Source organism: Pseudomonas sp. FFPRI_1 (assembly GCF_055384485.1).
In genome coordinates this window covers 5,428,563-5,452,460 of the sequence record NZ_AP029168.1, presented here as the reverse complement: position 1 = coordinate 5,452,460, position 23,898 = coordinate 5,428,563, and the positions used below count along the sequence as shown (strand labels likewise).

The window sequence follows — 23,898 nt, the reverse complement described above, 5'->3', positions numbered from 1 at the left end:
CGCAGGAACGGCAGAGACGGGGAGCTGTCAGGTAAACGAGATGCCGCAGGGTGAATTTAACGGTCGACACATGGCGTAACAGCTGTCGCAAGACTGAAAATAAACCCACCGCGACACTGCGGTACTTTAAATCTATATGAGAATTACTATAAATTACGCCACTTCTAAACTGCCATCATTGATTTACCGGGCCCAACCGGCAGCCGTCGGTCTTGCTCAAGGACAGAATCGCCTCCCTTCGGCGATCGGGAGCCATGTTGGAAAGTTACTATCGCGAGCTGATGTGCTTCCTCAATGCCAAGCTGGGCAATCGCCAGGTGGCCGAGGACGTGGTGCACGATGCTTACGTGCGGGTTCTGGAGCGTTCCAGCGACACCCCCATCGAGCAGCCGCGGGCATTTCTCTATCGCACGGCGCTGAACCTGGTGATCGATGGCCATCGACGCAATGCCCTGCGCCAGTCCGAGCCCCTTGAGGTGCTGGACAGCGAAGAGCGCTATTTCAATCCCTCGCCGCAAACCAGCCTGGATCACCGCCAGCGCCTGGACATGCTGCAGCGGGCCCTGGCGGAGTTGCCACGGTTGTGCCGCGAGAGCTTTTTGCTGCGCAAGCTCGAAGGCCTGTCCCACCCGCAGATCGCCGAGCAACTGGGGATTTCCCGCAGCCTGGTGGAGAAACACATCGTCAATGCGATGAAGCATTGCCGGGTCCGCCTGCGTCAGTGGGATGGGCACTGAAGCCCTGGTACTGAGACTTATTTAGTTAAATTTTTTTTCATTGTCCTCGTCCCTACTCAACAGACGACTTGCTGTCCTGCATTGGCCAGTCGGGTCACCGTGACACTTTTTCCCCGCGTTGAGGCGGCTTATCCAGAGGACACTGGAAATGACACAGGCAATTGCATCGGCCAACGTTCACGATTTGATCGGTATCGGTTTCGGCCCCTCGAACCTGGCGCTGGCCATTGCGCTGGAAGAGCGCGGGCAGGAGCACGGTCCACTGGACGCGCTGTTTCTCGACAAACAGGCGGATTATCGATGGCACGGCAACACTCTGGTGGCCCAGAGCGAGTTGCAGATTTCCTTCCTCAAGGACCTGGTGACCCTGCGCAATCCCACCAGCCCCTATTCCTTCGTCAACTATCTCAAGCACCACGGGCGCCTGGTGGATTTCATCAACCTGGGTACCTTCTATCCGTGCCGCATGGAGTTCAACGACTACTTGCGCTGGGTGGCCGGGCATTTCCAGGAGCACAGCCGTTATGGCGAAGAAGTGCTGAGCATCGAGCCGGTGCTGCACAACCAGCAGGTCGAAGCGTTGCGTGTGACCTCCCGGGATACCCAGGGCACCGAGTTCGTGCGCACCGCTCGTTCGGTAGTGGTCAGCGCCGGCGGCACGCCACGGGTGCCTGAGACATTCAAGGGGCTGAGGAACGATCCGCGGGTGTTCCATCATTCCCAGTACCTGGAGCGCATGACCCAGCAGGCATGTGCCAACGGCAAGCCGATGAACATCGCTATCATCGGCGGTGGGCAAAGTGCGGCGGAGGCCTTCATCGACCTTAACGACAGCTACCCGTCGGTGCAGGCCGACATCATCATGCGTGGCTCGGCACTCAAGCCAGCCGACGACAGCCCTTTCGTCAATGAAGTGTTTTCTCCAGCCTTCACTGACCTGGTGTTCCAGCAGAACGGCGGGGAGCGTGAGCGTCTGGTCAGCGAGTACCAGAACACCAATTACTCGGTGGTGGATATCGACCTGATCGAACGCATCTACGGAATTTTCTACCGACAGAAAGTCTCGGGCATCGCCCGTCACACCTTCCGCACCATGACCACCGTGGAAAAGGCCACCGCCACCGACCTGGGGATCGAGCTGATCCTGCGCAACAGCGCCAGCGGCGAGCGCGAAGTACGCCACTACGACGCTGTGGTCCTGGCCACCGGTTACGAACGCAACCTGCACCGTGAGCTGCTGGCACCGCTGGAAACCTACCTGGGCGACTTTGAGGTTGATCGCAATTATCGTCTGTTGACTGATGATCGCTGCAAAGCGGGCATCTACCTGCAGGGCTTCAGCCAGGCCAGCCACGGCCTGAGCGATACCCTGCTGTCAGTGCTGCCGATTCGGGCCGAGGAGATTGCCGCGTCGCTCTACGAACACGGCAAGACTCGCGGCCACAGCCGCTCAGTGCGCGACGTGCTGCTGGCCACTGCCAGTTGATCACCCGCCGCTGCCGCAGACGCCTGCGGCAGCGGCGGCCAATGCCATGAAAGTGTCATGTTCTACCCCCTTCCTGAACCTTGGCTGAAGAACTTTTCAATTCCCCAGGCCAAGGTTTTTCCCCGGTTTACTCTGCAAATAGTGCGGCGTAAGCTGCGCCCGTTTTCAATCAGTGGAGGCCCGTTGTGGGTACTTGTTCGAGTGACAGGAGTCGGCCGGTTCTCATGACCGGCGCCGTCCCGGCAAGATAACGCGCAGCCTTTTCCTGCCGTTGTCTCGCCGACCAGCGAGATGCGGCATCCCGATCGCGGGCCTGGGTGGCTCGCCTTCCGACGTCACTTCTCTTGACTCTGATTTCTGCCCGATCCGGCCCTTGTGGCGCATCGTGGCGGCTCCGACGCGCCGGTCCCTGGGACCGGCGGGCCTGGCCTGCGTGAGGGTTCATGACCTTCGCGCGACGTCCGGCCGTACCTGCCTGCGGGATTGCCAACGCCGTCCGTCCGGGGAACAGCCATGGGATACATCAGCCAGCGTCACCATCGCCCGCAACACCTTCCGTCACTGACGGTGCGATTGCTTCGGGCGCAAGCCCTGCACGCTCCTGCTGTACAACTACCCTGACTGTTTCGTTTCAACACGCTCGCCCCATGTGCCATTGCACAGGCCGGTTGTGTAGGAGTCATCACCATGAAGCTCACCCTGCTCAAAGAGTTCTTTGCCGGTTTCCTGCGGACCCGGCACTTCGCCCGGCACTTCCGTCGCCTGGCCCTGCTGGAAAGCTTCAATGACGCCAGCGTCAATCGCGACGTGCCGCCGACCCTGGCGCAAACCCTGGTGGCCGCCGCCAACAGCGATGCCAGCCAGTTGCTGGACCAGCTCGGCAGCCACACCGATGGCCTGAGCGACCAGGAAGCCCAGACCCTGCGTGAGCGGCATGGCCTCAACGAGGTCGAGCACGAACAGGCCCTGCCCTGGTGGACCCACCTGTGGCACTGCTACAAGAACCCCTTCAATCTGCTGCTGACCCTGCTGGCGGTGATCTCCTGGCTGACCGAGGACATGAAGGCCGCCACCGTGATCTTCTCCATGGTGGTGCTCTCGACCCTGCTGCGTTTCTGGCAGGAGGCCAAGTCGAACAAGGCCGCCGACGCCCTCAAGGCCATGGTCAGCAACACCGCGACGGTGATGCGTCCGGGCTCGCCGGCCCAGGCGGCGCCCATGCTCGGCCGCTTGCTGGGGGCGGCTGCCGAGGCCCGGGGCGCCCAGCGCATCGAGTTGCCGATCAAGCAACTGGTGCCCGGCGACCTGATCGTGCTCTCGGCCGGCGACATGATTCCCGCCGACTGCCGGGTACTGAGCGCCAAGGACCTGTTCGTCAGCCAGGCGGCGATGACCGGTGAGTCGATGCCGGTGGAGAAATTCCCCCGCCAGCAGGACGCCGACACCAGCAACCCCCTGGACCTGGACAACATCCTGTTCATGGGCACCAACGTGGTGTCCGGCTCTGCCACGGCGGTGATCCTGACCACCGGCAACAGCACCTACTTTGGCGCCCTGGCGCAACGGGTCAGCGCCACCGATCGTGCGCCGACCTCGTTCCAGAGCGGGGTCAACAAGGTCAGCTGGCTGCTGATCCGCTTCATGTTCGTCATGGCCCCGCTGGTGCTGTTCATCAACGGCTTCACCAAGGGCGACTGGATGGAGGCGCTGCTGTTCGCGCTGTCGATCGCCGTCGGCCTGACCCCGGAAATGCTGCCGATGATCGTCACCTCGACCCTGGCCAAGGGCGCGGTGTTCCTGTCGCGCAAGAAGGTCATCGTCAAGCGCCTGGACGCGATCCAGAACTTCGGCGCCATGGACGTGCTGTGCACCGACAAGACCGGCACCCTGACCCAGGACAAGATCTTCCTGGCGCGGCACGTGGACGTCTGGGGCGAGGATTCCGATGACGTGCTGGAGATGGCCTACCTCAACAGCTACTACCAGACCGGACTGAAGAACCTGCTGGACGTGGCGGTGCTGGAACACGTCGAGGTGCACCGCGAACTCAAGGTCGGCACCGCGTTCCAGAAGGTCGATGAAATTCCGTTCGATTTCACCCGCCGGCGCATGTCGGTGGTGGTGGCGGAACAGGACCGGCCGCACCTGCTGATCTGCAAGGGCGCCGTGGAAGAAGTGCTGGCGGTGTGCCGCAACGTGCGCCATGGCGAGGCCGAGGAAACCCTGACCGAACCTTTGCTGGCGCGGATTCGCCAGGTCACGGCCGACCTCAACGAAGAAGGCTTGCGGGTGGTGGCGGTGGCCGCGCGGTCGATGATCGAAGGGCGTGACACCTACAGCCTGGCGGATGAGCGCGAGCTGACCCTGATCGGTTACGTGGCGTTCCTCGATCCGCCCAAGGAAAGCACCGCACCGGCCCTCCGGGCCCTGGCCGAACACGGGGTGGCGGTCAAGGTGCTGACCGGCGACAACGAACTGGTGACGGCGAAGATCTGCCGCGAGGTGGGCCTGGAGCAACAGGGCCTGCTGATGGGCAACGACATCGAGCGCATGAGCGACACACAGCTGGCCAAGGCCGTGGAGACCACCAATGTCTTCGCCAAGCTGACCCCGACCCACAAGGAGCGCATCGTGCGCCTGCTCAAGGCCAATGGCCATGTGGTGGGCTTCATGGGCGACGGCATCAACGATGCCCCGGCGCTACGCACCGCCGACATCGGCATTTCCGTGGACAGCGCGGTGGACATCGCCAAGGAAGCGGCGGACATCATCATTCTGGAAAAGAGCCTGATGGTGCTGGAGGAGGGCGTGCTGGAAGGGCGCCGGACCTTCGCCAACATGCTCAAGTACATCAAGATGACCGCCAGCTCGAACTTCGGCAACGTGTTCTCGGTGCTGGTGGCCAGTGCTTTCATTCCGTTCCTGCCGATGCTGCCGATGCACCTGCTGGTGCAGAACCTGCTGTACGACATTTCCCAGATCGCCATTCCCTTCGATAACGTCGACGAGGAGATGCTGAAAAAGCCCCAGCGCTGGCAGCCGGCGGATGTAGGACGTTTCATGCTGTTCTTCGGGCCCATCAGCTCGATCTTCGACATCACCACCTTTGCCCTGATGTGGTACGTGTTCGACGCCAATACCCCGGACCACCAGACCCTGTTCCAGTCCGGCTGGTTCGTGGTGGGATTGCTGACCCAGACCCTGATCGTGCACATGATCCGCACGCCGAAGATTCCCTTCCTGCAGAGCCGCGCGGCCATGCCGCTGATGGTGATGACCGCAATCATCATGGCGGTGGGGATCTTCCTGCCCATGGGCCCGCTGGCGCACTACTTCAAGCTGCAGGCGCTGCCGTCGCTGTACTTCGTGTTCCTGCCGTTGATCCTGCTGGCCTACATGGCCCTGACCCAGGCAGTCAAGGGTTACTACGTACGGCGTTTTGGTTGGCAATAATGCTGCCCCTGTAGGAGCCAGCTTGCTGGCGAAGCTTTTCTGCCAGCAACCTCTACCTCGCAGACAAAGCTTTTCGCCAGCAACAGCGACCTAGCAGACAAATTTTTTCACCAGCAAAAACTGCCCCGCAGGCGACCGCTTCCCTGCCAGCCAACATCACCCTCCTGGCGAAGGGATCCTCACCGGCCCCTTCGCCGGCAAGCCGGCTCCTACGGCGTAATGCTGTTCTCTTAAGCTGCTGAACGAAGAGTTTCTCGCTCGGGTCGGCAGCGAAGCCCAAGAAAAACGGCGCATCCTTATCTCGTGGAAGCGCCGTTTTTTGTTAAGTGAAAAGCATTAGGCTCCTACAGCGGGCCATGAGACCTTCACAGACCGCTGCTAAAGTCCCTGGGTGTCATCTATATCGCCCCGCTCAAGGATCTTCGCCATGCAAGCCCTGCACAACATCAACCTGGATTCGCTGATCGATACCCTGGTCAGCCTCAGCGCGGCCTTTATCCTCGGCGGCCTGATCGGCTTCGAGCGCCAGTACCGCCAACGCACCGCGGGCCTGCGCACTAACGTGCTGGTGGCGGTGGGGGCGGCGATCTTCGTCGACATGGCCAACCGCCTGGGCGGGGCCGAGGGCGCGGTGCGGGTGGTGGCCTACGTGGTCTCGGGCATCGGCTTTCTCGGTGCCGGGGTGATCATGCGTGAGGAGGGCAATGTCCGTGGCTTGAACACCGCTGCCACGCTTTGGGCTTCGGCGGCGGTGGGCGCCTGCGCGGGGGCCGACCTGATCCTCGAGGCGCTGCTGGGCACCCTGTTCGTGCTGGCGGCCAATACCCTGCTGCGGCCCATCGTCAACAACATCAACCGCCAGCCCCTGGACGTGGTCTCCGCCGAGGTCACCAACATCGTCTATGTGATTGCCCACCGCTCGAAACAGAAAGCCGTATTCGCCTTGCTGGAGGCAGAGCTGGAGCACAGCAACTACCCCGCCAGCGACGTCGACGTGCACGCCTTTGGCAATGACGAGGTGGAGATCGAGGCGACCCTGGCCACCACCTCGGTGGACGGTGACGAACTGGATGCCCTGGTGGCGCGGCTGTCCACCTCGCCACTGGTGCAGCAGGCCTTCTGGAGCCCGAGCACCACTGAATGAGCACCGCAGCAGGCGGGCATGAGATACACCTTGGTTTGCCTGGGAAAGACCTTACAAGACAACGAGAACATTCACTCCCTTGTCGCGCTGCAAAAAAACCGGGTGACGATTATCGTAGTGTGCAGTCTGCAAAAAGCTTCACAGGCCTGTCGGCGTGGCCTGTTGATGTGTACCCAAAGATGGCTTCGAGACCACCCTTGAAGTGGTTTCAGAGCAATCCTGGAGAAAACCTCCAGACACTTCCTTAGGCTTTACCGATCCAGGCACCCAGGCCTGTATTCACGGGTCGAGTGCCATGAGCAGGATCAGAGATATGTCCAACAGAGCGCTGCGAATATTGATTGCCGATGATCAGCATTTTCATCGAATGCAGATCGAGCGAGCACTGAACCAACTGAACTACTACCGCATTGCGCCGGTGCATCGACTCGATGAACTGCTGACGCTGGTGGATTACGGCTGCGACCCGTTCGACCTGCTGATCATCAACGGCACCTTGGCCACGCCAAGCGGTTTTGACCTGTTGGCATTCTGTGTGGACAACCCGCAGATCGACTACACGCTGATCTACGACAGCCAGCAGTTTTCAGCCATTCCCAGCAGTCGGCGGCACAAGATCCAGGCCTGTCGTGCCGAGTTTCCCGACCGCGAAGTGATCAAGCGCCTGATGCTCTTCGTCGATCCACCGCTGTTCCAAGCGCCCCGGCCGGACCTGCAGCCGGGCGGCTGGAGTGCCAGTACCAATTGATCGATCCGGCCCTGCACGCACAACGGCATCCCCTGGGATGCCGTTGTGCGTTCTGCCACCGGCAACGACCCTTCAGTCCCATTGCGGGGCGATGCCCGCCGGACTGGTCAGGCGCTGGCCGCGCTCGAGGCCGGCGATGGACTGCAACTCGCTGGCACTCAGGTTGAGGTCACAGGCCAGCAGGTTGCCCTGCAAGTTGGCGCGACGGGTCGAGGACGGAATCACCGCATACTTCGATTGCATGGCCCAGGCCAGTACCACCTGCGCCGCGGTGGCCTGGTGGGCGTGGGCGATGGCCTTGATCAGCGGATCATTGAGCACCTCGCCGTAGGCCAGGGTCATGTAGGAGGTGATGTGGATACCCTGGCTCCGGGCGAACTCCACCACCTTGCGGTTCTGCAGGTAGGGGTGCAGCTCCACCTGATGGGTGGCGATCTGCCCGGCGCCGACCACTTCGATGGCTTCCTGCAGCAGCCCATTATTGAAGTTCGACACCCCGATCTGCCGGGTCAAGCCTTGGGTCTTGGCCTCCAGCAGGGCTTCCATGAACTCTGCCACCGGCACTTGCTTGTCCGGTGACGGCCAATGGATCAGGGCCAGGTCCAGGTAGTCGGTGCGCAGCTTGCGCAGGCTGTCCTTGAGGCTGGGGATCAAGCGCTCCCGGGACAGGTTGGCGATCCAGACCTTGCTGGTGATGAACAGCTCGTCACGGGGAATGCCGCTGGCGGCGACAGTCTCGCCGACCTCGGCTTCGTTGTCGTAGATCTGCGCCGTGTCGATGGCGCGATAGCCCAGCTCCAGGGCGGTGCTCAGGGAATCGATGAGCACCTGGCCCTGCAGGCGAAAAGTGCCGAGGCCAAAAGCGGGTACAGGCATGGTCAACTCCGAGGATGCAGTGGGATTGGCCGCGAGTATCCGCATCCGGGCCCTGGAGAAAAACCGCCAGGTGGACAAAGGAATATTGCCCGCCGGTCACGAATCCCCGAGGGCGCGGGGGTGTTGCCCGGGTTGCTGCGCTATCGCCTGGCGGCCCAGCTGTGGACGGGCCCTGCACCCCTCCGGCAAGCAGGTGCGGCCCAGGGCCCGGAGCTGTGGGGCCGCGAAACTCAGCCGTCAGGCCATGTCGCTGTGGCTGAATTCCTCGCCGAGAAAGTCGATCAGGCTGCGCACCGAGGGCAGCAAGCCTCGACGCGAGGGGAAGATGGCGTGGACGATTCCGCAGCGCGGTGCCCAGCCGGGCACCAGTTCGTGCAGGCGTCCGGCGTCCAGGTCTTCGCGCACCACCACCTTGGGCAGGTGGGCGATGCCGATCCCTGCCAGCACCGCGCAACGCAGGGCCAGCAGGTCGTCAGTGACCATCCGCGGGTGATGGCGGATCTGCGCCTCGGCGTCATCGGGGCCCAGCAGTTGCCACTGGTAATCGCGCTGCGCGGCGCCCCAGTGCAGGCTCGGCAGGCCGCTGAGGTCGGCCGGCGACGCGGGGCGCGACAGGCGCTGGAGAAAGTCCGGATGCCCCACCAGGCACTGGGTGCTGTTGCCCAGCACCTTCATCACCAGGTCGGTGTTTTCCAGGGGCGGGAAGCGCACTCGCAAGGCAAGGTCGAAGCCTTCGTGGATCAGGTCGACCCGGCGGTTGGTGCTCTCGATGAACAGCTCCACCAAGGGGTACTTGAGCATGAAGCGGGTGAGCATCGGCCCGACCCAGGAGTTGAGCAGGGCCGTGGGGCAGGCAATGCGCACCAGCCCTTGGGGTTCGGAGCGATTGCGCTCGATGACCTCCGCTGCGCTTTCGGCCTCGATGCGCATGGCCAGGCAGCGCTGGTAGTACTCCTGACCGATTTCGGTCAGTGAACAGTGGCGGCTGGTGCGGTGGATCAGGCGCACCCCCAGGCGCTCCTCGAGCTGGGAAATCCGCCGGCTGAGCTTGGACTTGGGCATGTCCAGGGCCCGTCCGGCGGCGGCGAATCCTCGGTGTTCCACCACCTGGGTGAAGTAGTAGAGGGTGTTCAGGTCTTCCAAGATCGTTCTCCAAATAGAACGCTAAGGGCGATTTTTGCAGTCTAGCGCGGCAAAGGTCTGGGTTTTAAGGTGTGTCCATCAGAAAGTTCTGGAGGACGACATGAAAGACATCATCGGCATCTACACCAGTCCACGGGCCCATTGGGTGGGCGACGGCTTCCCGGTCCGTACCCTGTTTTCCTACGACAACCTGGGCCAGCACATCAGCCCGTTCCTGCTCCTGGATCACGCCGGCCCCACGCAGTTCAGCCCCACCAGCGCCCGGCGCGGGGTGGGCCAGCACCCTCATCGCGGCTTCGAGACCGTGACCATCGTCTACGACGGTGAAGTGGAGCACCGCGATTCCACCGGCAGCGGCGGCAAGATCGGCCCGGGCGACGTGCAGTGGATGACCGCGGCCTCGGGGATTCTCCACGAGGAGTTTCATTCCGCGGAGTTCGCCAAGCGTGGCGGCAATCTGGAAATGGTCCAGCTGTGGGTCAACCTGCCGGCCCGGGACAAACTGGCGGCCCCTGGCTACCAGACCCTGCTCGCGGCGGACATTCCACAGCTGCCGTTGCCGGGCAACGCTGGCAGCCTGCGTCTGATCGCCGGCTCGTTCGGCGGCCATACCGGCCCGGCCCGCACCTTCACCCCGATCGACGTCTGGGACATCCGCCTGCAGGCCGGCAAGCACCTGGACCTGGAACTGCAGTCGGGGCGTAACACCGCGTTGGTAGTGTTGCGTGGCACGGTACAGGTCAATGGCCTGGAACCGGTGCGTGAAGGCCAGCTGGCGTTGCTGGCCAGGGACGGTGAGCGTATCAGCCTGGAAGCCAACAACGACGCGATTGTGCTGTTGCTCAGCGGCGAGCCGATCGACGAACCCATCGTCGGCCACGGCCCGTTCGTGATGAACAGCGAAGAGGAGATTCATCAGGCCTTTGTCGATTTCCAATCGGGACGCTTCGGCCAGATGGACGCCGGCGGTCACTGACCGCCAGCGCTTGCGCGGTGCGCACGGGCAACTAGTCTGTGCGGGTCGTGCGCTACACCCAGGCGCCTGCCGTCACCCCGGCGGCGCGTGCAACGGGTTTCACTCAAGCCGGGTCATCCGGCATCGATCATTAGCGAGGACTTCACCATGACTACTGCCTACAAACGTCTCGACAAGGACAACGCTGCCGTTCTGCTGGTAGACCATCAGGCCGGCCTGCTGTCGCTGGTGCGGGACATCGAGCCCGATCGCTTCAAGAACAACGTCCTGGCCCTGGCCGACCTGGCCAAGTACTTCAAGCTGCCGACCATCCTCACCACCAGTTTCGAAACCGGCCCCAACGGCCCGCTGGTGCCGGAACTCAAGGCACTGTTCCCGGACGCGCCATACATTGCCCGTCCGGGCCAGATCAATGCCTGGGACAACGAGGACTTCGTCAAGGCGATCAAGGCCACCGGCAAGAAGCAATTGATCATTGCCGGCGTGGTCACCGAAGTGTGCGTCGCGTTCCCGGCGCTTTCGGCCCTGGAAGAAGGCTTTGAGGTGTTCGTGGTCACCGACGCGTCCGGCACCTTCAACGAACTGACCCGCGACTCGGCCTGGAACCGCATGTCCAATGCCGGTGCCCAGCTGATGACCTGGTTCGGCCTGGCCTGCGAGTTGCACCGCGACTGGCGCAACGACATCGAAGGCCTGGGCACGCTGTTCTCCAACCACATCCCCGACTATCGCAACCTGATGACCAGCTACAACACCCTGACCCAGGGCAAGTGACCCCCGCGGCGGCGCCACCCGGCGCCGCCTCTCTTTGCCGGCGTTGCGTCCTACCGCAGACGCCATCGGCCAGCGCATGCAACGCCCGAGGCTGGTTCAGCCGCCCCTGAGGGCAACTGGCAGCCGCAGCGCGCCGATGCCTGTTCAGGTGACAGCGGACAGCGCTGATGCCCCGCCCGGTCCCAGGCCCACCAGGCCATGTGTGGCGAGGGAGCTTGCCTGCGCAGCAGGCCGGTTTTCAGGCACCCCTCGGGTTGATCCGCCCACCCCGTCCAAGGGCTGGCAGTCCAACCGCCACCGCTGACTTGCCACTCCCCAGGTGCAGGCCTGATCGGCATGACGCCGCGCGCCGTTTTTTGTCTTTTCCAGCTATACCTGCTTCTGCATCTTCTGTGCGATCTTGCTGCCCTCGTCTTGCCGGAGCTACTTGATGTTCGCCCTGTTCGCCAATCATCCGCTGTTGGCCGCGCTGTTCCTGTTGTTCCTGGATATCGTGCTCTGGCGCCTGATCGGCAGCCGTGGCAATTACTGGAAGCTGGCGGTGCGGGTAGTGATTTTCTCCCTCTACAGCCTGATGCTGTTCAACCAGGGCATGAACCCCATGCAGACCGCGCCCTGGCCGGAAGACGTACCGCTGCACCTGGCCGCCACCGGCCTGCAGATCGGCTGGTGGCTGTTCGGCGCGCGGACCCTGACGGTGCTGCTGGGCACCCTGATGATGCAGCAGGTAGGACACACCGGCCGGCTGCTGCAGGACCTGCTGGGGGCGCTGATCTTCCTGATTGCCATCATCGCCGCCCTGGCCTATGTCCTGGACCTGCCGGTCAAGGGCGTGCTGGCCACCTCCGGGGCCCTGGCGATCATCGTCGGCCTGGCCTTGCAAAGCACCCTCAGCGACCTGTTCTCGGGCATCGTGCTCAACACCACCAAGCCCTATCAGATCGATGACTGGATCGCCATCGACGGCACTGAAGGCAAGGTGGTGGACATCGACTGGCGCGCCACTCGCCTGCAGACCTCCCAGGGCAGCATGGTGGTGATCCCCAATTCCCTGGCGTCCAAGGCCAAGATCACCAACTTCAGCCGGCCCAGCGACCTCTACGGGATTGCCGTGAGCCTGCAGGTCAGCCCCCACGCGCGCCCGCAGAAAGTCATCGAGGCACTGGAGCGGGCCATGCTCGGCTGCCGCTTCCTGCTGAGCACGCCGGCCCCCAGCGTGGCCCTGAAAACCTCCGGCAGCAGCGGCGCGGAGTACGAGATCAGCGGGTTTGTCGCGCAGATGGGACAAAAGCGCGAAGTGCGCAACCAACTGTTCGACCTGGCCTTTCGTCATTTGCGCGCCAGTGGCATCAGCCTGCTGTCCACGGGGGAGGCTGCGCAATCGGCCGGCCTGTCGCGGCCCCGGGCCTTGCTGGATGGATCGAGCATCTTCTCCACCCTGCGCCAGGAAGAGAAAGACAGCTTCAGCCAGAACATGCACCTGCAGACCTTTCGCGCCGGTGAAGTGATATTGCCGGCGGGGGAGATCAGCGACCATTTGTTCATCATCGAGTCGGGGGTGGTCTCGGTGTCGATGCTGCGCGACGGCAAGCCGTTCGAAGCCGGGCGCATGGGCCCGGGTGAAGTCATCGGCGAGGCTGGCGTGGTACTGGACGAAGCGGCCATGGCGGCGTTCTCGGCCAAGACGTTCTGCAGTCTCTATCGCATCGACAATGAGTTCATCAAGCCGTGCCTGGATGCCCGCCACGACATCGCTGAGGCGATGAAGAACCTCCTGGATTTCCGCCGCCACATGGCCCAGACCCTGACCCAGGATGCCCCCAAGCCGGTGGTCAGAAAGGGCTTCATGCAGTGGTTGCGCAGCCGCACCTGAGAGCGCCGGGGTGGCCCCGTCGACGCCGGGATCGAGCGGCAAGCTGGACACGCCCAGCGCGGCTGCCGTCGTTGATGCCTGCGATGGGTTATTGATCCGGGGCGCGCCACTGAGCAAGCGTTGCGGCACCTGCGGGTGCCAATGCCAGGGCGAGGATATTGGTCTCCTGCTCTTGGGCGCAATTGGATATTGGGTGGGCGCCGCGAGGGACGTAACGTGGCGGTGGATCAATCACCAAGCCAGGAGCCCGACCATGCAACCTCGTATCGATTTCTACACGGCTTCGCCGAACGCCATGAAAGCCATGCTGGCCCTTGAGGCCGCCGTCAGCCAGCTGCCCCTGGAACAGTCGCTGATCGAGCTGGTCAAGCTGCGGGCTTCGCAGATCAACGGCTGTGCCTTTTGCGTCGACCTGCACAGCCAGGATGCCCTGAAGCACGGCGAAACCCAGCGTCGCCTGTTCGCGGTCTCGGTCTGGCGCGAGAGCCCTTGCTTCACCCCGCGCGAACGTGCCGCCCTGGCCTGGACCGAGGCCCTGACCCGGCTCAGCGAGACCCATGCTCCGGATGGCGACTACCAACTGCTGACCAGCCAGTTCAGCCCCGCCGAATGCGTCGACCTGAGTGTGGCGATTTCCACCATCAACAGCTGGAACCGCCTGGCGGTGGGCTTTCGCAAACTGCCCGAGGCCTGACAGGCCGCCGAGACGGAGATGGCTGATCACCGATGCGCTTGCGGCGCATCGTCCATTCGGACTCGGCAAGGCTCGTGATTCTCAAGCAGGCCCAGCCCCATAGTGGCTTGCAGCGCGGATCCTGTTTCTGAGCGCTGGCCTGGAGCAGCCGCGCCGCTGGTTGTCGCCCACCGCCCAAGAACCTCCGAGCGTGACCCGGGGGGTTGCCAGTGGGGCCGCTTGGAGCGCCTTACTTGAAATACGCCCGGGGCGTGGTGCCGGTCATGGTCTTGAAGAAGGCGATGAAGATGCTGTCGCTGGCAAACCCCAGCTCGAAGGCGGTGTAGCCGATGCTGCGACCGGTGGCCAGTAGCTCGATGGCGCGCATCAGGCGCCATTGCTGGCGCCACTGCTGGTAACCGAGGCCGGTTTCACGCTGGAAGATCCGGCCGATGGTGCGGCTGCTGGCGCCGACCCGGGTCGCCAGTACCTGCAGTTCCGGGGGCAACTGCTGCAGGTCGTCGAGCAACGGGAGCAGGCGCTTGTCCCGGGGCAGGGGCAGGGACAGCGGGTGTTGCGCGGCCTCGCGGATCTCTTCCAGGCACAGGCCCAGCAGGTGCGGGTAGCGGCCCAGGCTCCAGTCGCTGTCGAACGGCGCCTGGGCCATGGGCTCCAGCACGGCCCGCAGCAGTGGGCTGACTTCGATCACCGCCACCTGTTGCGGCAGGTGCGCCGACAAGGCGGCGCTGAAGTACAGCGAGCGGTAGTCCACGCTCTGTTGCATCTGCGCACGGTGCCGGACCTGGGACGGAATCCACGCGGCGCGGGACGGCGGCAGCAGGCACAGGCGATCGGCCAGGGTGATCCGGGTGCAGCCCTGGCGGGTGTAGAGCAGTTGCCCGCGGCGGTGCTGATGCAACCCCGAGTCGTGGTCGCCGAGGGTGGCGGCAATGCCGATCACCGGCGCCTGGAAGGTGTCGGGGTCAAAGCGTGCCTGGGCGTCGAGCCATGCCATGGTTGTCCGATTTTCACTGTTAGTTGGCAGGATTGCGATAATACGCCAACCGGGGCTGCCTAGAATCGCCGGCATCGTTTTTGCCGAGTGCGCGCCTGATGAAATCCCTTCCCTTGTTGATCCTGGCCATGGCCCTGCTGATGTTTGTGCAGATCGCCCAGACCCTCTACAGCCCGGCCCTGGTGGACGTTGGCCGGGCGTTCGGGGTGAGCGCGGAGCAGGCTGCCCAGAGTCTGTCGGTGATGGTCTTCGGTTTCGCCCCCGGGGTGGTGCTGTGGGGCTGGCTGGGCGACCGCTGGGGCCGGCGCCCGGCCTTGCTCGGGGGCTTGGCACTGTATGCCCTGGCGACACTGCTGGGCATGTTCGCGGGCAGTTTTGGCGCCCTGTTGCTGGCCCAGGCCCTGGCCGCGCTCGGCGTCGCAGCGGCATCGGTGGTGACCCAGACCCTGCTGCGCGACCTGTACTCGGGCCAGGCACTGATCCGGGTGTTTTCCCAGGTGGGCATGGTCCTGGCCGCCAGCCCGGCCATAGGCCTGTTCGCTGGCGCCGGCCTGAGCCGCGCCTGGGGGTATCAGGGGGCATTGGCCGGGTTGCTGGTGCTGGCCTTGGTGTTGCTGGGCTGGTGCCTGCGGGCCTTGCCGGAGACCCGTCCGGCGGCGCAACTGCCGGCGCCCCTGGGCGCCACCCTGAAACAGATGCTGGGGGACCTGGGCATCTGGCGCTCGGCGCTGCTGGTGGCACTGTTCAACATTGCCCTGCTCAGTTACTACAGCCTGGGCCCTTTTCTGTTTCGCCACCTGGGGCAGGGCGATACCTGGTTCGGCTACAGCGGCGCCCTGCTGGCCCTGGGCTCGGGTCTGGGGGCCTGGCTCAACCGGCGCCTGCTGGGCCGGGGCTGGCGCAGCGAGCAGTTGCTGGTGCTGGCGGCCCTGGCGGTGGTGCTCGGGGGGCTGGGGGTTCAGGGGTTGCGCCATAGCCTTTGGCTGGTGGCGCCGATGTTCGCCGTGGTCCTGGGGTTTGGCCTGGCGATCCCGAATATCCTCGGTTCGGCCCTGGTGGCCTACAGCGGGCGCCTGGGCAGTGCCGGGGCCCTGTTCGGCCTGTTCTATTACTTGCTGATCGGTGCCGGCCTGCTGCTGGTGGGCTGGGGCCAGGCCCTGGGCCCGAGCCTGATGCTGTGCGGTGTCGCGGCGCTGGGGTTGGCCCTGGCCCAGGCCGCAAAACGCTGCTGAAGCCTGTGCCAGAGCCTTCGGCTTGTGTGACCGGTTGTCGGTCAGTGCCCCTCAAGGTCCCATTGTTTGACCATGATCAAGCCCTGGCCGGACGCATCCGCGCAGCCTGTCAGCAGACCTGTGGAGCAGTGCAGGCCCCCTTGGCAACGGAGATCTTGATCATGGCAAAGATGAAAGCGGCGATTTTCGTCGAAAAGAACCGCATCGTGCTGGACGACAAAGACATCCCTGAAATCGGTCCGCTGGATGCCCTGGTACGCATCACCACCACCACCATCTGTGGCACCGACGTGCATATCCTGCGCGGTGAGTACCCAGTGGCCAAGGGCCTGACCATCGGTCACGAGCCGGTGGGCATCATCGAGCGGCTGGGTTCCCAGGTGCGGGGTTTTCATGAAGGCCAGCGGGTCATCGCCGGGGCCATCACCCCCAGCGGCCAGAGCTTTGCCTGCCTGTGTGGCTGCGGCTCCCAGGACGGCCCCGACACCCGTCACGGCTTCAAGGCCAGCGGCGGCTGGAAGTTCGGCAATACCATCGATGGCTGCCAGGCCGAATACGTGCGGGTGCCGGACGCCCTGGCCAACCTCTGCGCAATCCCCGATGGGTTGAGCGATGAGCAAGTGCTGATGTGCCCGGACATCATGTCCACCGGCTTCTCCGGCGCCGAGCGCGCTGAAGTGAACATCGGCGACAGCGTCGCGGTGTTCGCCCTGGGGCCCATCGGCCTGTGCGCGGTGGCCGGGGCCCGGCTCAAGGGCGCCACCACCATCATCGGCGTCGACACCGTGGCGGCGCGCATGAGCGTGGCTCGCGGCCTGGGGGCAACCCACGTGGTGGACTTCAAGCAGGGCGATGTGGTCAAGCAGATCATGGACCTCACCGACGGTCGCGGGGTCGATGTGTCGATCGAAGCCCTGGGCACCCAGGGCACCTTCGAGTCGGCGCTGCGGGTGCTGCGCCCGGGCGGCAAGCTGTCGAGCCTCGGGGTCTACTCCAGCGACCTGCGCATTCCCCTGGATGCCTACGCCGCCGGGCTTGGCGACCTGAGCATCCTCAGCACCCTGTGCCCCGGCGGCAAGGAGCGCATGCGCCGCTTGATGGAGGTGGTCGCCAGTGGCCAGGTGGACCTCAAGCCCCTGGTCACCCACCGCTTCAAGCTGGATGACATCGAAGCCGCCTATGAGCTGTTCGCCAGCCAGCGCGACGGCGTGATGAAGATTGCCGTGACGCCATGACCCGTGCACCGGGTGGCCTTGATGCATATCAAGGCGCCCGGGCCCGTCTGCCTCGACACTCAGGCCATTACCGTCCAAGGAGGTCAACCATGAGCCAGTACCAGCGTCTGTTGCTGATTGCCGATCCGCAGCAGCACCAGTCCCCCGCGGCGCGCCGCGCTGCCGCCCTGGCCCAGGCCAGCGGAGCGGCCCTGCATGCCCTGGTGTTCGTCGAACCGCCGGCGCGCACCTACCTGTGGGAAGAGCACCTGGAAGAGAGTGAACGCCAGGCCTATCTGCAACGCCATGAGCGCTGGCTGCAGGTGGAAGCCCAATGGATGCGCGAGCAGGGGGTGCAGGTCACCACCCAGGTGATCTGGAGCACCCAGGTGCTCAAGGACATGCTCGATTACATCGACGAGTTCCAGCCTGACCTGCTGATCAAGGACGTGACCCTGGAATCGGCCCTCAAGCGGGTGTTCGTCACCCCGCTGGATTGCCACCTGCTGCGCGAAGCCCCGGTGCCGGTGCACCTGGTCAACGATGCCCCGCACAAACTGCCCCGGCGGATTGTCGCGGCGGTCGACCCGGCCCAGTCCGACACCCAGATCAGCGGCCTCAACGGCCTGATCATCCAGACCGCCAACGCCCTGGCCCTGCAATGCGATGCGCAGTTGCACCTGCTGTATGCCTACGACCTGACGCCGATGCTCGACGGCGTGGCGCCGGTGGCGTCCACCGCCTGGAGCGTCAACTGCCTGGACGAGTTGCGCGACTCCCTGCACAAGGAATTCGAGCGCCTGGGGGACGCCCACAACGTGCCCCAGGAATTTCGCCACTTCATCATGGGCCCGCCGGTGCCGGGCATTGCCCAGTTCGTCGACGAGTACCTGGTGGACGTGGTGGTCATGGGCACCGTGCACCGCACCGGCTTTGGCCGGTTGATCGGCAGCACCACCGAGCGGGCGCTGTATTCGATGCCGGGCAGCATCCTGGCGGTGAAAGCGACGGGCGCCGTCTGACGAAGGGCAGGGCAGATCGAACGCGGGCTTGAGGTGGGGCGATTGGCTGTCTTTGGTAAGGCAAAATCGAGAAGCTGCGGCCCGCTTGAATGCGCCGGGTGGCCGGGCTAGGGGGCCTGGGGCATGCAAGCTCGAACTCTGCCAAGGCGCACAAGCGATCAGCGCTGAAGAGGCGCTGGAGCAGGTGTCGTTGTTGCTCAAATGTGCCGAGGAGGTCTGCGCTGAAATCACCCGGCAGGGCAGCGGCATCGAGCGGGGGTTATGGCCCGGGCGCTGGCGGAGGCGTTGCTGGACGCTAGCCCGCGAGGCGTTTTGGGGCCGGCAATGCCGGAGCTTGTAGGAGCCGGCTTGCCGGCGAAGAGGCCCCTGGATGGGGCGCTGATCTTGCGGGCGCCTTCGCTGGCAAGCCAGCTCCTACGGGGGACGGGCCGCCAACCTAGGGTAACAGCCCAACCGCCAGCACTTTAGTTCCGGTCCTATCCTCGGTTCTTCGGGAGTCGGCTATAAAGCTCGGCACAACCTCACCGTTGGCGGGCCCATGAGTTTCGTTTGCCATGCATTGGTGATTTTCCGCCGCTTTTTTCGCTGTTAATCTTGCCGCCATGACCCATGCCTCCTGCCACCGCCCCCACATTGCCTGGACGCTGTATTTCTGCGTGCTGTTCAACGTGTTCGTCTGCGGTCTGGGCCATGGGCAGATGGCCGGGCTGGAGCTCAATGGCGTCGGCGGGCAGTTCTGTTCCGCCATGGGCAACCCGGGCCCGGCGCTGAACGCCGACTTCAGCGATCAGGCCGCCGCCGGTGGGCTGAGCACCTTCATGTGCCCCTTGTGCTCGGCCGTGAGCCTGGGCATCGCGCTGCTGTTTTGCCTGGGCTGGATGCTGCGCCGCCAACGCCCGCCACGGCTGGGGGGCGAGCAGCGCAGCAAGGCGCCACCGCGTTGTTCCTGGCCTGCGCTCAACCCCCGGGCACCTCCTCTGGGCTGACTCGCCTTGGCGACCGCAGCAGGCGGTCGCGCTTTCTCGTCCTCCGGCAATAGCTGCGCGGTCGCTGTGGCGACGGCTGCCGGACGCTGTTCGATGATTTTTTTTCGAGTCCGAGTCCATGAAGTTCCTCTATCGCTCCCCCCGTTGCGCGGCGCTGTGCTGCGCCCTGTCGTTCAATGCCCTGGCCGAATCGCCGCTGGAGTTGCCGCAGATGCGCATCAGCGCCGACGAAGAACCCAGCGTCGGCCTGCAGCTCGATACCCAGAGCAGCACCGGCTCGCGCCTGGGCCTGACCCCGCGGGAAACCCCGGCGTCGGTCAGTGTGGTCAACCGCCAGCAGATCGAGCGCCGCGGCGCCGCCAACACTCAGGACATCCTCGCCGGCGTGCCGGGGATGAACGCCGCCTCATCCCCCGGGGTGCCGGGCTTCGTCTCCTATCGAGGCTTTTCCGGCGCGCAGATCACCCAGCTGTTCAACGGCATCAGCGTGCAGTACGACTCGATTGCCGCGCGTCCGGTGGACAGCTGGATCTACGATCGGGTCGAGGCCGTGGGCGGGCCGTCGAGCTTTCTCTATGGCGCCGGCGCCGTGGGCGGCTCGATCAACTACATCACCAAGCTGCCTTCGCGCACTGAGTCGTTCAACGAAGGGCGGGTCAGCTACGGCTCCTACGACAGCACTGAAACCTCTTTTGGTTTCAACCACGCGCTGAACCAGGGGGCAGGGCCGCGGCACTACGCGCGCTTCGATGTCAGCCACACCACCAGCAACGGTTACGTCGACCGCGAGCAGCGTGATGCCTGGACCACGGCATTTTCCTTGCTGACGGATTTCAATGATCAGCTGTCCCACACCCTGGCCTACGAGTACCAGGACGAAAGCGTCGACAGCCCCTACTGGGGCACCCCGGCGCTCAACCCTCTGGGCGGCAAGATGGAAGTGGACAAGAGCCGGCGCTTCGAGAACTACAACGTGCGTGACGGCCGCTACGAGCAGCGGGTGCAATGGCTGCGCTCGATCATCGATTACCAGGTCAATGACCGTACCTCCCTGCGCAACACCCTGTACCACTACAACGCCGACCGCGAATACCGCAACCTGGAAACCTACGCCTACAACAGCGACAACACCCAGGTGAACCGCTCCGGCATCCTGCTCCAGCGCCACGCCCAGGAACTCAATGGCAATCGCTTCGAGCTGTTGCATCACAACAGCCTGTTCGGCCTGGACAGCCAGTGGTCGATGGGCGTCGACTACAGCCACAACGTCATGAGCAACTACCCGCGCTCCCTGTCGGCCTCGGCTGGCAGTGTCGACCCGGACGACTTCGACCCGGGCAGCTTCTGGGACTTGCCGGGCATGCAGCGCGGTTTTGAAAAGAACCGCCGCAACCAGGTGGACACCTGGGCCATGTTCCTGGAAAACCGCCTGCAACTGACCGAGCGCCTGTCCCTGCTCAGCGGCCTGCGCCACGACCAGATCGACCTGCAAGTGACCAACTACCGCGCCGTCACCGAGGCCAATCCGGCGTTCTTCCAGCGCAAATACCGGCCCACCACCGGGCGCCTGGGGCTGGTCTACGAGCTGACCCCAGCGGCCAACGTCTACGTGCAATACAGCACCGCCGCCGATCCGCCGGCGGGGATCCTGACCACCGCCAGCTACGGTCAGGTACGTGACTTTGACCTCAGCACCGGTAATCAGTGGGAAGTCGGCAGCAAGTTCGATTTTCTCGATGGCCGTGGCTCGGCAACCCTGGCCGCCTATCGCATCGAACGCAAGAACCTGTCCACCGCCGACCCGAGCAATCCCGGCACAAGCCAGCCGGTGGGCCAGCAATCGTCCCGGGGCGTGGAGCTGGCCGGTTCGTTGCGGGTAACCCCCAAGCTGCTGGCCGAAGGCAACTTCGCCTATGTCGACGCCCAGTACGACGAGTTCTATGAAAACGTCGGCGGTCGTCCGGTGTCGCGCAAGGGCAACAGCCCGACCAACACCCCGGACAAGGTCGGCAACCTGTGGCTGACCTACGACCTGGCGCCGTCCTGGCAGGTGGGCAGCGATGCGCGCTACGTGTCGTCGATGTATGCCAACGCGGCCAACACCCGCTATGCGCCGGCCTACACGATCTTCGGCGCTTTCGTGGGCTATCAGCTGGACCGCGACACGCGGATTACCGGCCGGGTGCGCAACCTGACTGACCAGGTCTACGCCCGCACCACCGCGCCGACCCAGATGTACCTGGGCGCACCACGGACTTTCGAGCTGGCGCTGCAAACGCGCTTTTAACCGAGACCGCGGGGCGCCCGATGGCGTCCCGCGCATCTGCGAGATGCCTGCAATGAAGCGTTACCTGTATCTCTGGCACCGTTGGCTGGGCATCCTTGCCTGCCTGTTCATGGCCCTGTGGTTCGTGTCCGGGGTGGTGATGCTGTATGTCGGCTACCCCAAGCTGACCCCGGCCGAGCACCTGGCCCACCTGCCGCCCCTGGCCCTGGACGCCAAGGGCGCCGAGCTGGCCCAGGTGCTGCAAGCCGCCGATCCTCTGCAAGCACCGTCGAGCATCCGCCTGACCACGGTGGCCGGCGAACCGCGTTACATCCTCGAGTACCCGGGAGCGCGCAAAGTCGCGGTCGAGCTGCGCAGCGGCTTGCTGGCGCTGCCCACCGACAGCGCCGAAGCCCTGGCCGCGGCCTGGCAGTTTGCCCCCGGGGTGGCGGCGCAGGATCGTGGCGCGGTGGACCAGGACCTGTGGAGCCTGTCCCGTGGGCTGGATGCCGATCGGCCCTTGCACCGGGTGGCCATCGACGATGCCGAACGGCGCCTGCTGTATGTCTCCGGGACCACCGGCGAGGTGGTGCGCGACGCCACCGCCACTGAACGCGGCTGGAACTGGATCGGTGCCTGGCTGCACTGGCTGTACCCGCTGCGGGGCATCGGCATCGATGGTGCCTGGGGGACGATCGTCACCTACCTGGCCCTGGCCGCGACCCTGATGACTGCCCTCGGCCTGACGCTGGGCCTGTTGCGCTGGCGCTTCGGGCGGCCCTATCGCAACGGCTCGCACTCGCCCTACCAGGGGGTTGCCCGCTGGCATCACCTGGGAGGCATGGTGTTTGGGGTGCTGGCCATGACCTGGATCTTCAGTGGCCTGATGTCGATGAACCCGTGGAACCTGTTTCGCAGTGCCCAGCCCTTGTCGGTGGCGGCCTACCAGGGCGCAATGCTCGACGCCGCGGCCTTTCCCCTGAGCGCCGCCCAGGCCCTGCAGCGCTTCGCCGATGACGGCCTGCGGGCCCGGGAGCTGGAGTGGCGGATGATCGGTGGCAACGGCTACATCATTGGTCACGACGGGGGCGGGCGCACGCGGATCCTGTCCATGGCCGGGCAGCAGGTATTGCGCCAGTTCAACCCGGACACCCTGCAACAGGCCGCCTGGGCCATTCGCCCCCAGCGGCCGATGACCGTCCAGCTGCTGCAGGCCTACGACTTCTATTACTACGCCCGTGAACCCCACAGCATGCTGGGGCACATGCAGCAGCGCCTGCCGGTATTGCGGGTGGGTTTCGACGACCCGGCCCAGACCTGGTTGCACCTGGACCTCTACACCGGCGCCATCGTCGGGCAACTGGACCAGCCGCGGCGGGCTTCGCGCTGGCTGTTCGCCCTGCTGCACAGTTGGGACTGGCTGCCGCTGCTGGCCCATCGGCCGTTGTGGGATCTATGGATGCTGCTGTTCAGCGCCGGTGGCTTGTTGATCAGCATCAGTGGCGTGGTGTTGGGCTGGCGGCGCCTGGGGCGCACCTTGCGTTCGCGCCGGCGTTGAGCACAGGCCGGCGATCCATGGACCAGGTCGCCAGAGCTGCTGCATCGGGGCAGGGCCCCGGGCAATGACCGAGATCATGCTTTTGCGCAGGCAGGATCAATTTAAGCCACCGGACCGGGCCTTCGCGGTGATAATGCACGCCAGCCCACTCTCTTTCAGCCACCGGAGCCCGTCGCGCCCATGTTCGTCATCACCCCGCAGGATCCCGAGACCTATCGTCGCCAGACCCGTCGCAGCACCCTGGTCATCGCCCTGGTGTTCATGGTCCTGGCCATGCTGCTTTCCAGTGCCGCAGTGGCGCTGTTCGGCCAACCTGGCGGCGACAATCTGCTATGGAATGCGGCCGGCGTGTTCAGCGCTCTGCTGATCAGCGCGGCCCTGCTGCGCACAGTGTTCTGGACGCAGCCGTGGATGGCCTCGGCGGTTTACGGCTGGCGCCTCAAGCGCAGCCTGATGCGCGTGACCAACGTCATGCACCAGGTCACCGCCGGGGTGGCGGCCGGTGATCCGGCGGCCCTCAAGCTGCTGCGCTTCTATCACCTGGGCCTGATCCAGATGCACCAGCTGGACGCCAATTCCAGCGCCCAGGGGCAGATGCTCGGCGAGGTGGAACGTCACCTGGCGCTGCTGGCCGAGCAAGGCATCGACCCGCAGCAGGAGCGCCTTGATGCGCGCTGGCTGGAGGCGGTCAAGGCCCACCAGCCGCGCTGAGTGCCTGGCGC

Annotated in this window: 19 protein-coding genes; 16 read left to right on the top strand and 3 right to left on the bottom strand. The window is 64.5% G+C overall.

The genetic code is table 11. The features are described 5' to 3' along the window. Positions 1–254: 254 nt before the first annotated feature. From ACZ5BO_RS24290 to ACZ5BO_RS24270, 5 genes are all read left to right on the top strand, one after another. Complete coding sequence (locus tag ACZ5BO_RS24290; RefSeq protein WP_025126340.1) at positions 255–737, top strand: sigma-70 family RNA polymerase sigma factor; 483 nt, start codon at positions 255–257, stop codon at positions 735–737. A gap of 148 nt (positions 738–885) precedes the next feature. Then, complete coding sequence (locus ACZ5BO_RS24285; RefSeq protein WP_025126341.1) at positions 886–2,223, top strand: lysine N(6)-hydroxylase/L-ornithine N(5)-oxygenase family protein; 1,338 nt, start codon at positions 886–888, stop codon at positions 2,221–2,223. A gap of 687 nt (positions 2,224–2,910) precedes the next feature. Beyond that, positions 2,911–5,676, top strand: coding sequence for a magnesium-translocating P-type ATPase (mgtA, locus tag ACZ5BO_RS24280; protein ID WP_464696754.1), 2,766 nt, complete (start codon positions 2,911–2,913; stop codon positions 5,674–5,676). Positions 5,677–6,103: 427 nt separating this feature from the next. After that, positions 6,104–6,820, top strand: a complete 717-nt coding sequence (locus ACZ5BO_RS24275) for an MgtC/SapB family protein (protein ID WP_025126344.1) — start codon at positions 6,104–6,106, stop codon at positions 6,818–6,820. 313 nt (positions 6,821–7,133) lie between these two features. Next, entirely contained in the window at positions 7,134–7,568 is a 435-nt protein-coding gene (locus ACZ5BO_RS24270) for an ANTAR domain-containing protein (protein ID WP_025126345.1), read from the top strand. Between the two features lie 72 nt (positions 7,569–7,640). Here the strand turns inward: ACZ5BO_RS24270 and dkgB are convergent, their stop codons facing one another. Next, positions 7,641–8,444, bottom strand: a complete 804-nt coding sequence (gene dkgB, locus ACZ5BO_RS24265) for a 2,5-didehydrogluconate reductase DkgB (protein WP_025126346.1) — start codon at positions 8,442–8,444, stop codon at positions 7,641–7,643. Positions 8,445–8,681: 237 nt separating this feature from the next. Then, the gene (locus ACZ5BO_RS24260) at positions 8,682–9,590 is read right to left on the bottom strand and encodes a LysR substrate-binding domain-containing protein (RefSeq protein WP_025126347.1); all 909 of its coding nucleotides are present in this window, start codon (positions 9,588–9,590) and stop codon (positions 8,682–8,684) included. A 97-nt stretch (positions 9,591–9,687) separates the two neighbouring features. On the opposite strand from ACZ5BO_RS24260, the gene ACZ5BO_RS24255 reads away from it, so the two are divergent. The 4 genes from ACZ5BO_RS24255 to ACZ5BO_RS24240 all read left to right on the top strand — a co-directional run bounded on the left by ACZ5BO_RS24255 (position 9,688) and on the right by ACZ5BO_RS24240 (position 13,904). Then, positions 9,688–10,563: a pirin family protein gene (locus ACZ5BO_RS24255; RefSeq protein ID WP_025126348.1), complete on the top strand. Its 876-nt coding sequence runs from the start codon at positions 9,688–9,690 to the stop codon at positions 10,561–10,563. A gap of 147 nt (positions 10,564–10,710) precedes the next feature. Beyond that, a complete protein-coding gene (ycaC, locus tag ACZ5BO_RS24250; RefSeq protein WP_025126349.1) occupies positions 10,711–11,337 on the top strand; it encodes an isochorismate family cysteine hydrolase YcaC in 627 nt (208 codons plus the stop codon). Between the two features lie 430 nt (positions 11,338–11,767). Continuing rightward, on the top strand, positions 11,768–13,210 hold the full coding sequence (locus ACZ5BO_RS24245) for a mechanosensitive ion channel domain-containing protein (RefSeq protein WP_464696753.1): 1,443 nt from the start codon (positions 11,768–11,770) through the stop codon (positions 13,208–13,210). 253 nt (positions 13,211–13,463) lie between these two features. Then, on the top strand, positions 13,464–13,904 hold the full coding sequence (locus ACZ5BO_RS24240; protein WP_025126351.1) for a carboxymuconolactone decarboxylase family protein: 441 nt from the start codon (positions 13,464–13,466) through the stop codon (positions 13,902–13,904). Positions 13,905–14,133: 229 nt separating this feature from the next. Here the strand turns inward: ACZ5BO_RS24240 and ACZ5BO_RS24235 are convergent, their stop codons facing one another. Next, positions 14,134–14,898 (bottom strand): AraC family transcriptional regulator, encoded by a 765-nt coding sequence (locus ACZ5BO_RS24235; protein WP_025126352.1) that lies wholly within the window; start codon positions 14,896–14,898, stop codon positions 14,134–14,136. 98 nt (positions 14,899–14,996) lie between these two features. Here ACZ5BO_RS24235 and ACZ5BO_RS24230 point away from each other — a divergent pair, with 98 nt between their 5' ends. The 7 genes from ACZ5BO_RS24230 (at position 14,997) to ACZ5BO_RS24200 (ending at position 23,887) form a co-directional block, all read left to right on the top strand. Then, positions 14,997–16,130, top strand: a complete 1,134-nt coding sequence (locus ACZ5BO_RS24230; protein WP_025126353.1) for an MFS transporter — start codon at positions 14,997–14,999, stop codon at positions 16,128–16,130. A 161-nt stretch (positions 16,131–16,291) separates the two neighbouring features. After that, positions 16,292–17,365 (top strand): NAD(P)-dependent alcohol dehydrogenase, encoded by a 1,074-nt coding sequence (locus tag ACZ5BO_RS24225; protein WP_464696751.1) that lies wholly within the window; start codon positions 16,292–16,294, stop codon positions 17,363–17,365. A gap of 89 nt (positions 17,366–17,454) precedes the next feature. Then, complete coding sequence (locus tag ACZ5BO_RS24220; RefSeq protein WP_464696750.1) at positions 17,455–18,366, top strand: universal stress protein; 912 nt, start codon at positions 17,455–17,457, stop codon at positions 18,364–18,366. A gap of 602 nt (positions 18,367–18,968) precedes the next feature. Then, a complete protein-coding gene (locus ACZ5BO_RS24215) occupies positions 18,969–19,352 on the top strand; it encodes a DUF2946 family protein (RefSeq protein ID WP_464696749.1) in 384 nt (127 codons plus the stop codon). Positions 19,353–19,470: 118 nt separating this feature from the next. Beyond that, on the top strand, positions 19,471–21,639 hold the full coding sequence (locus tag ACZ5BO_RS24210) for a TonB-dependent receptor (RefSeq protein WP_464696748.1): 2,169 nt from the start codon (positions 19,471–19,473) through the stop codon (positions 21,637–21,639). Positions 21,640–21,691: 52 nt separating this feature from the next. Next, a complete protein-coding gene (locus ACZ5BO_RS24205) occupies positions 21,692–23,176 on the top strand; it encodes a PepSY domain-containing protein (RefSeq protein WP_464696747.1) in 1,485 nt (494 codons plus the stop codon). Between the two features lie 180 nt (positions 23,177–23,356). Further along, positions 23,357–23,887, top strand: coding sequence for a DUF3087 family protein (locus ACZ5BO_RS24200; protein WP_025126363.1), 531 nt, complete (start codon positions 23,357–23,359; stop codon positions 23,885–23,887). Positions 23,888–23,898: the final 11 nt, after the last annotated feature.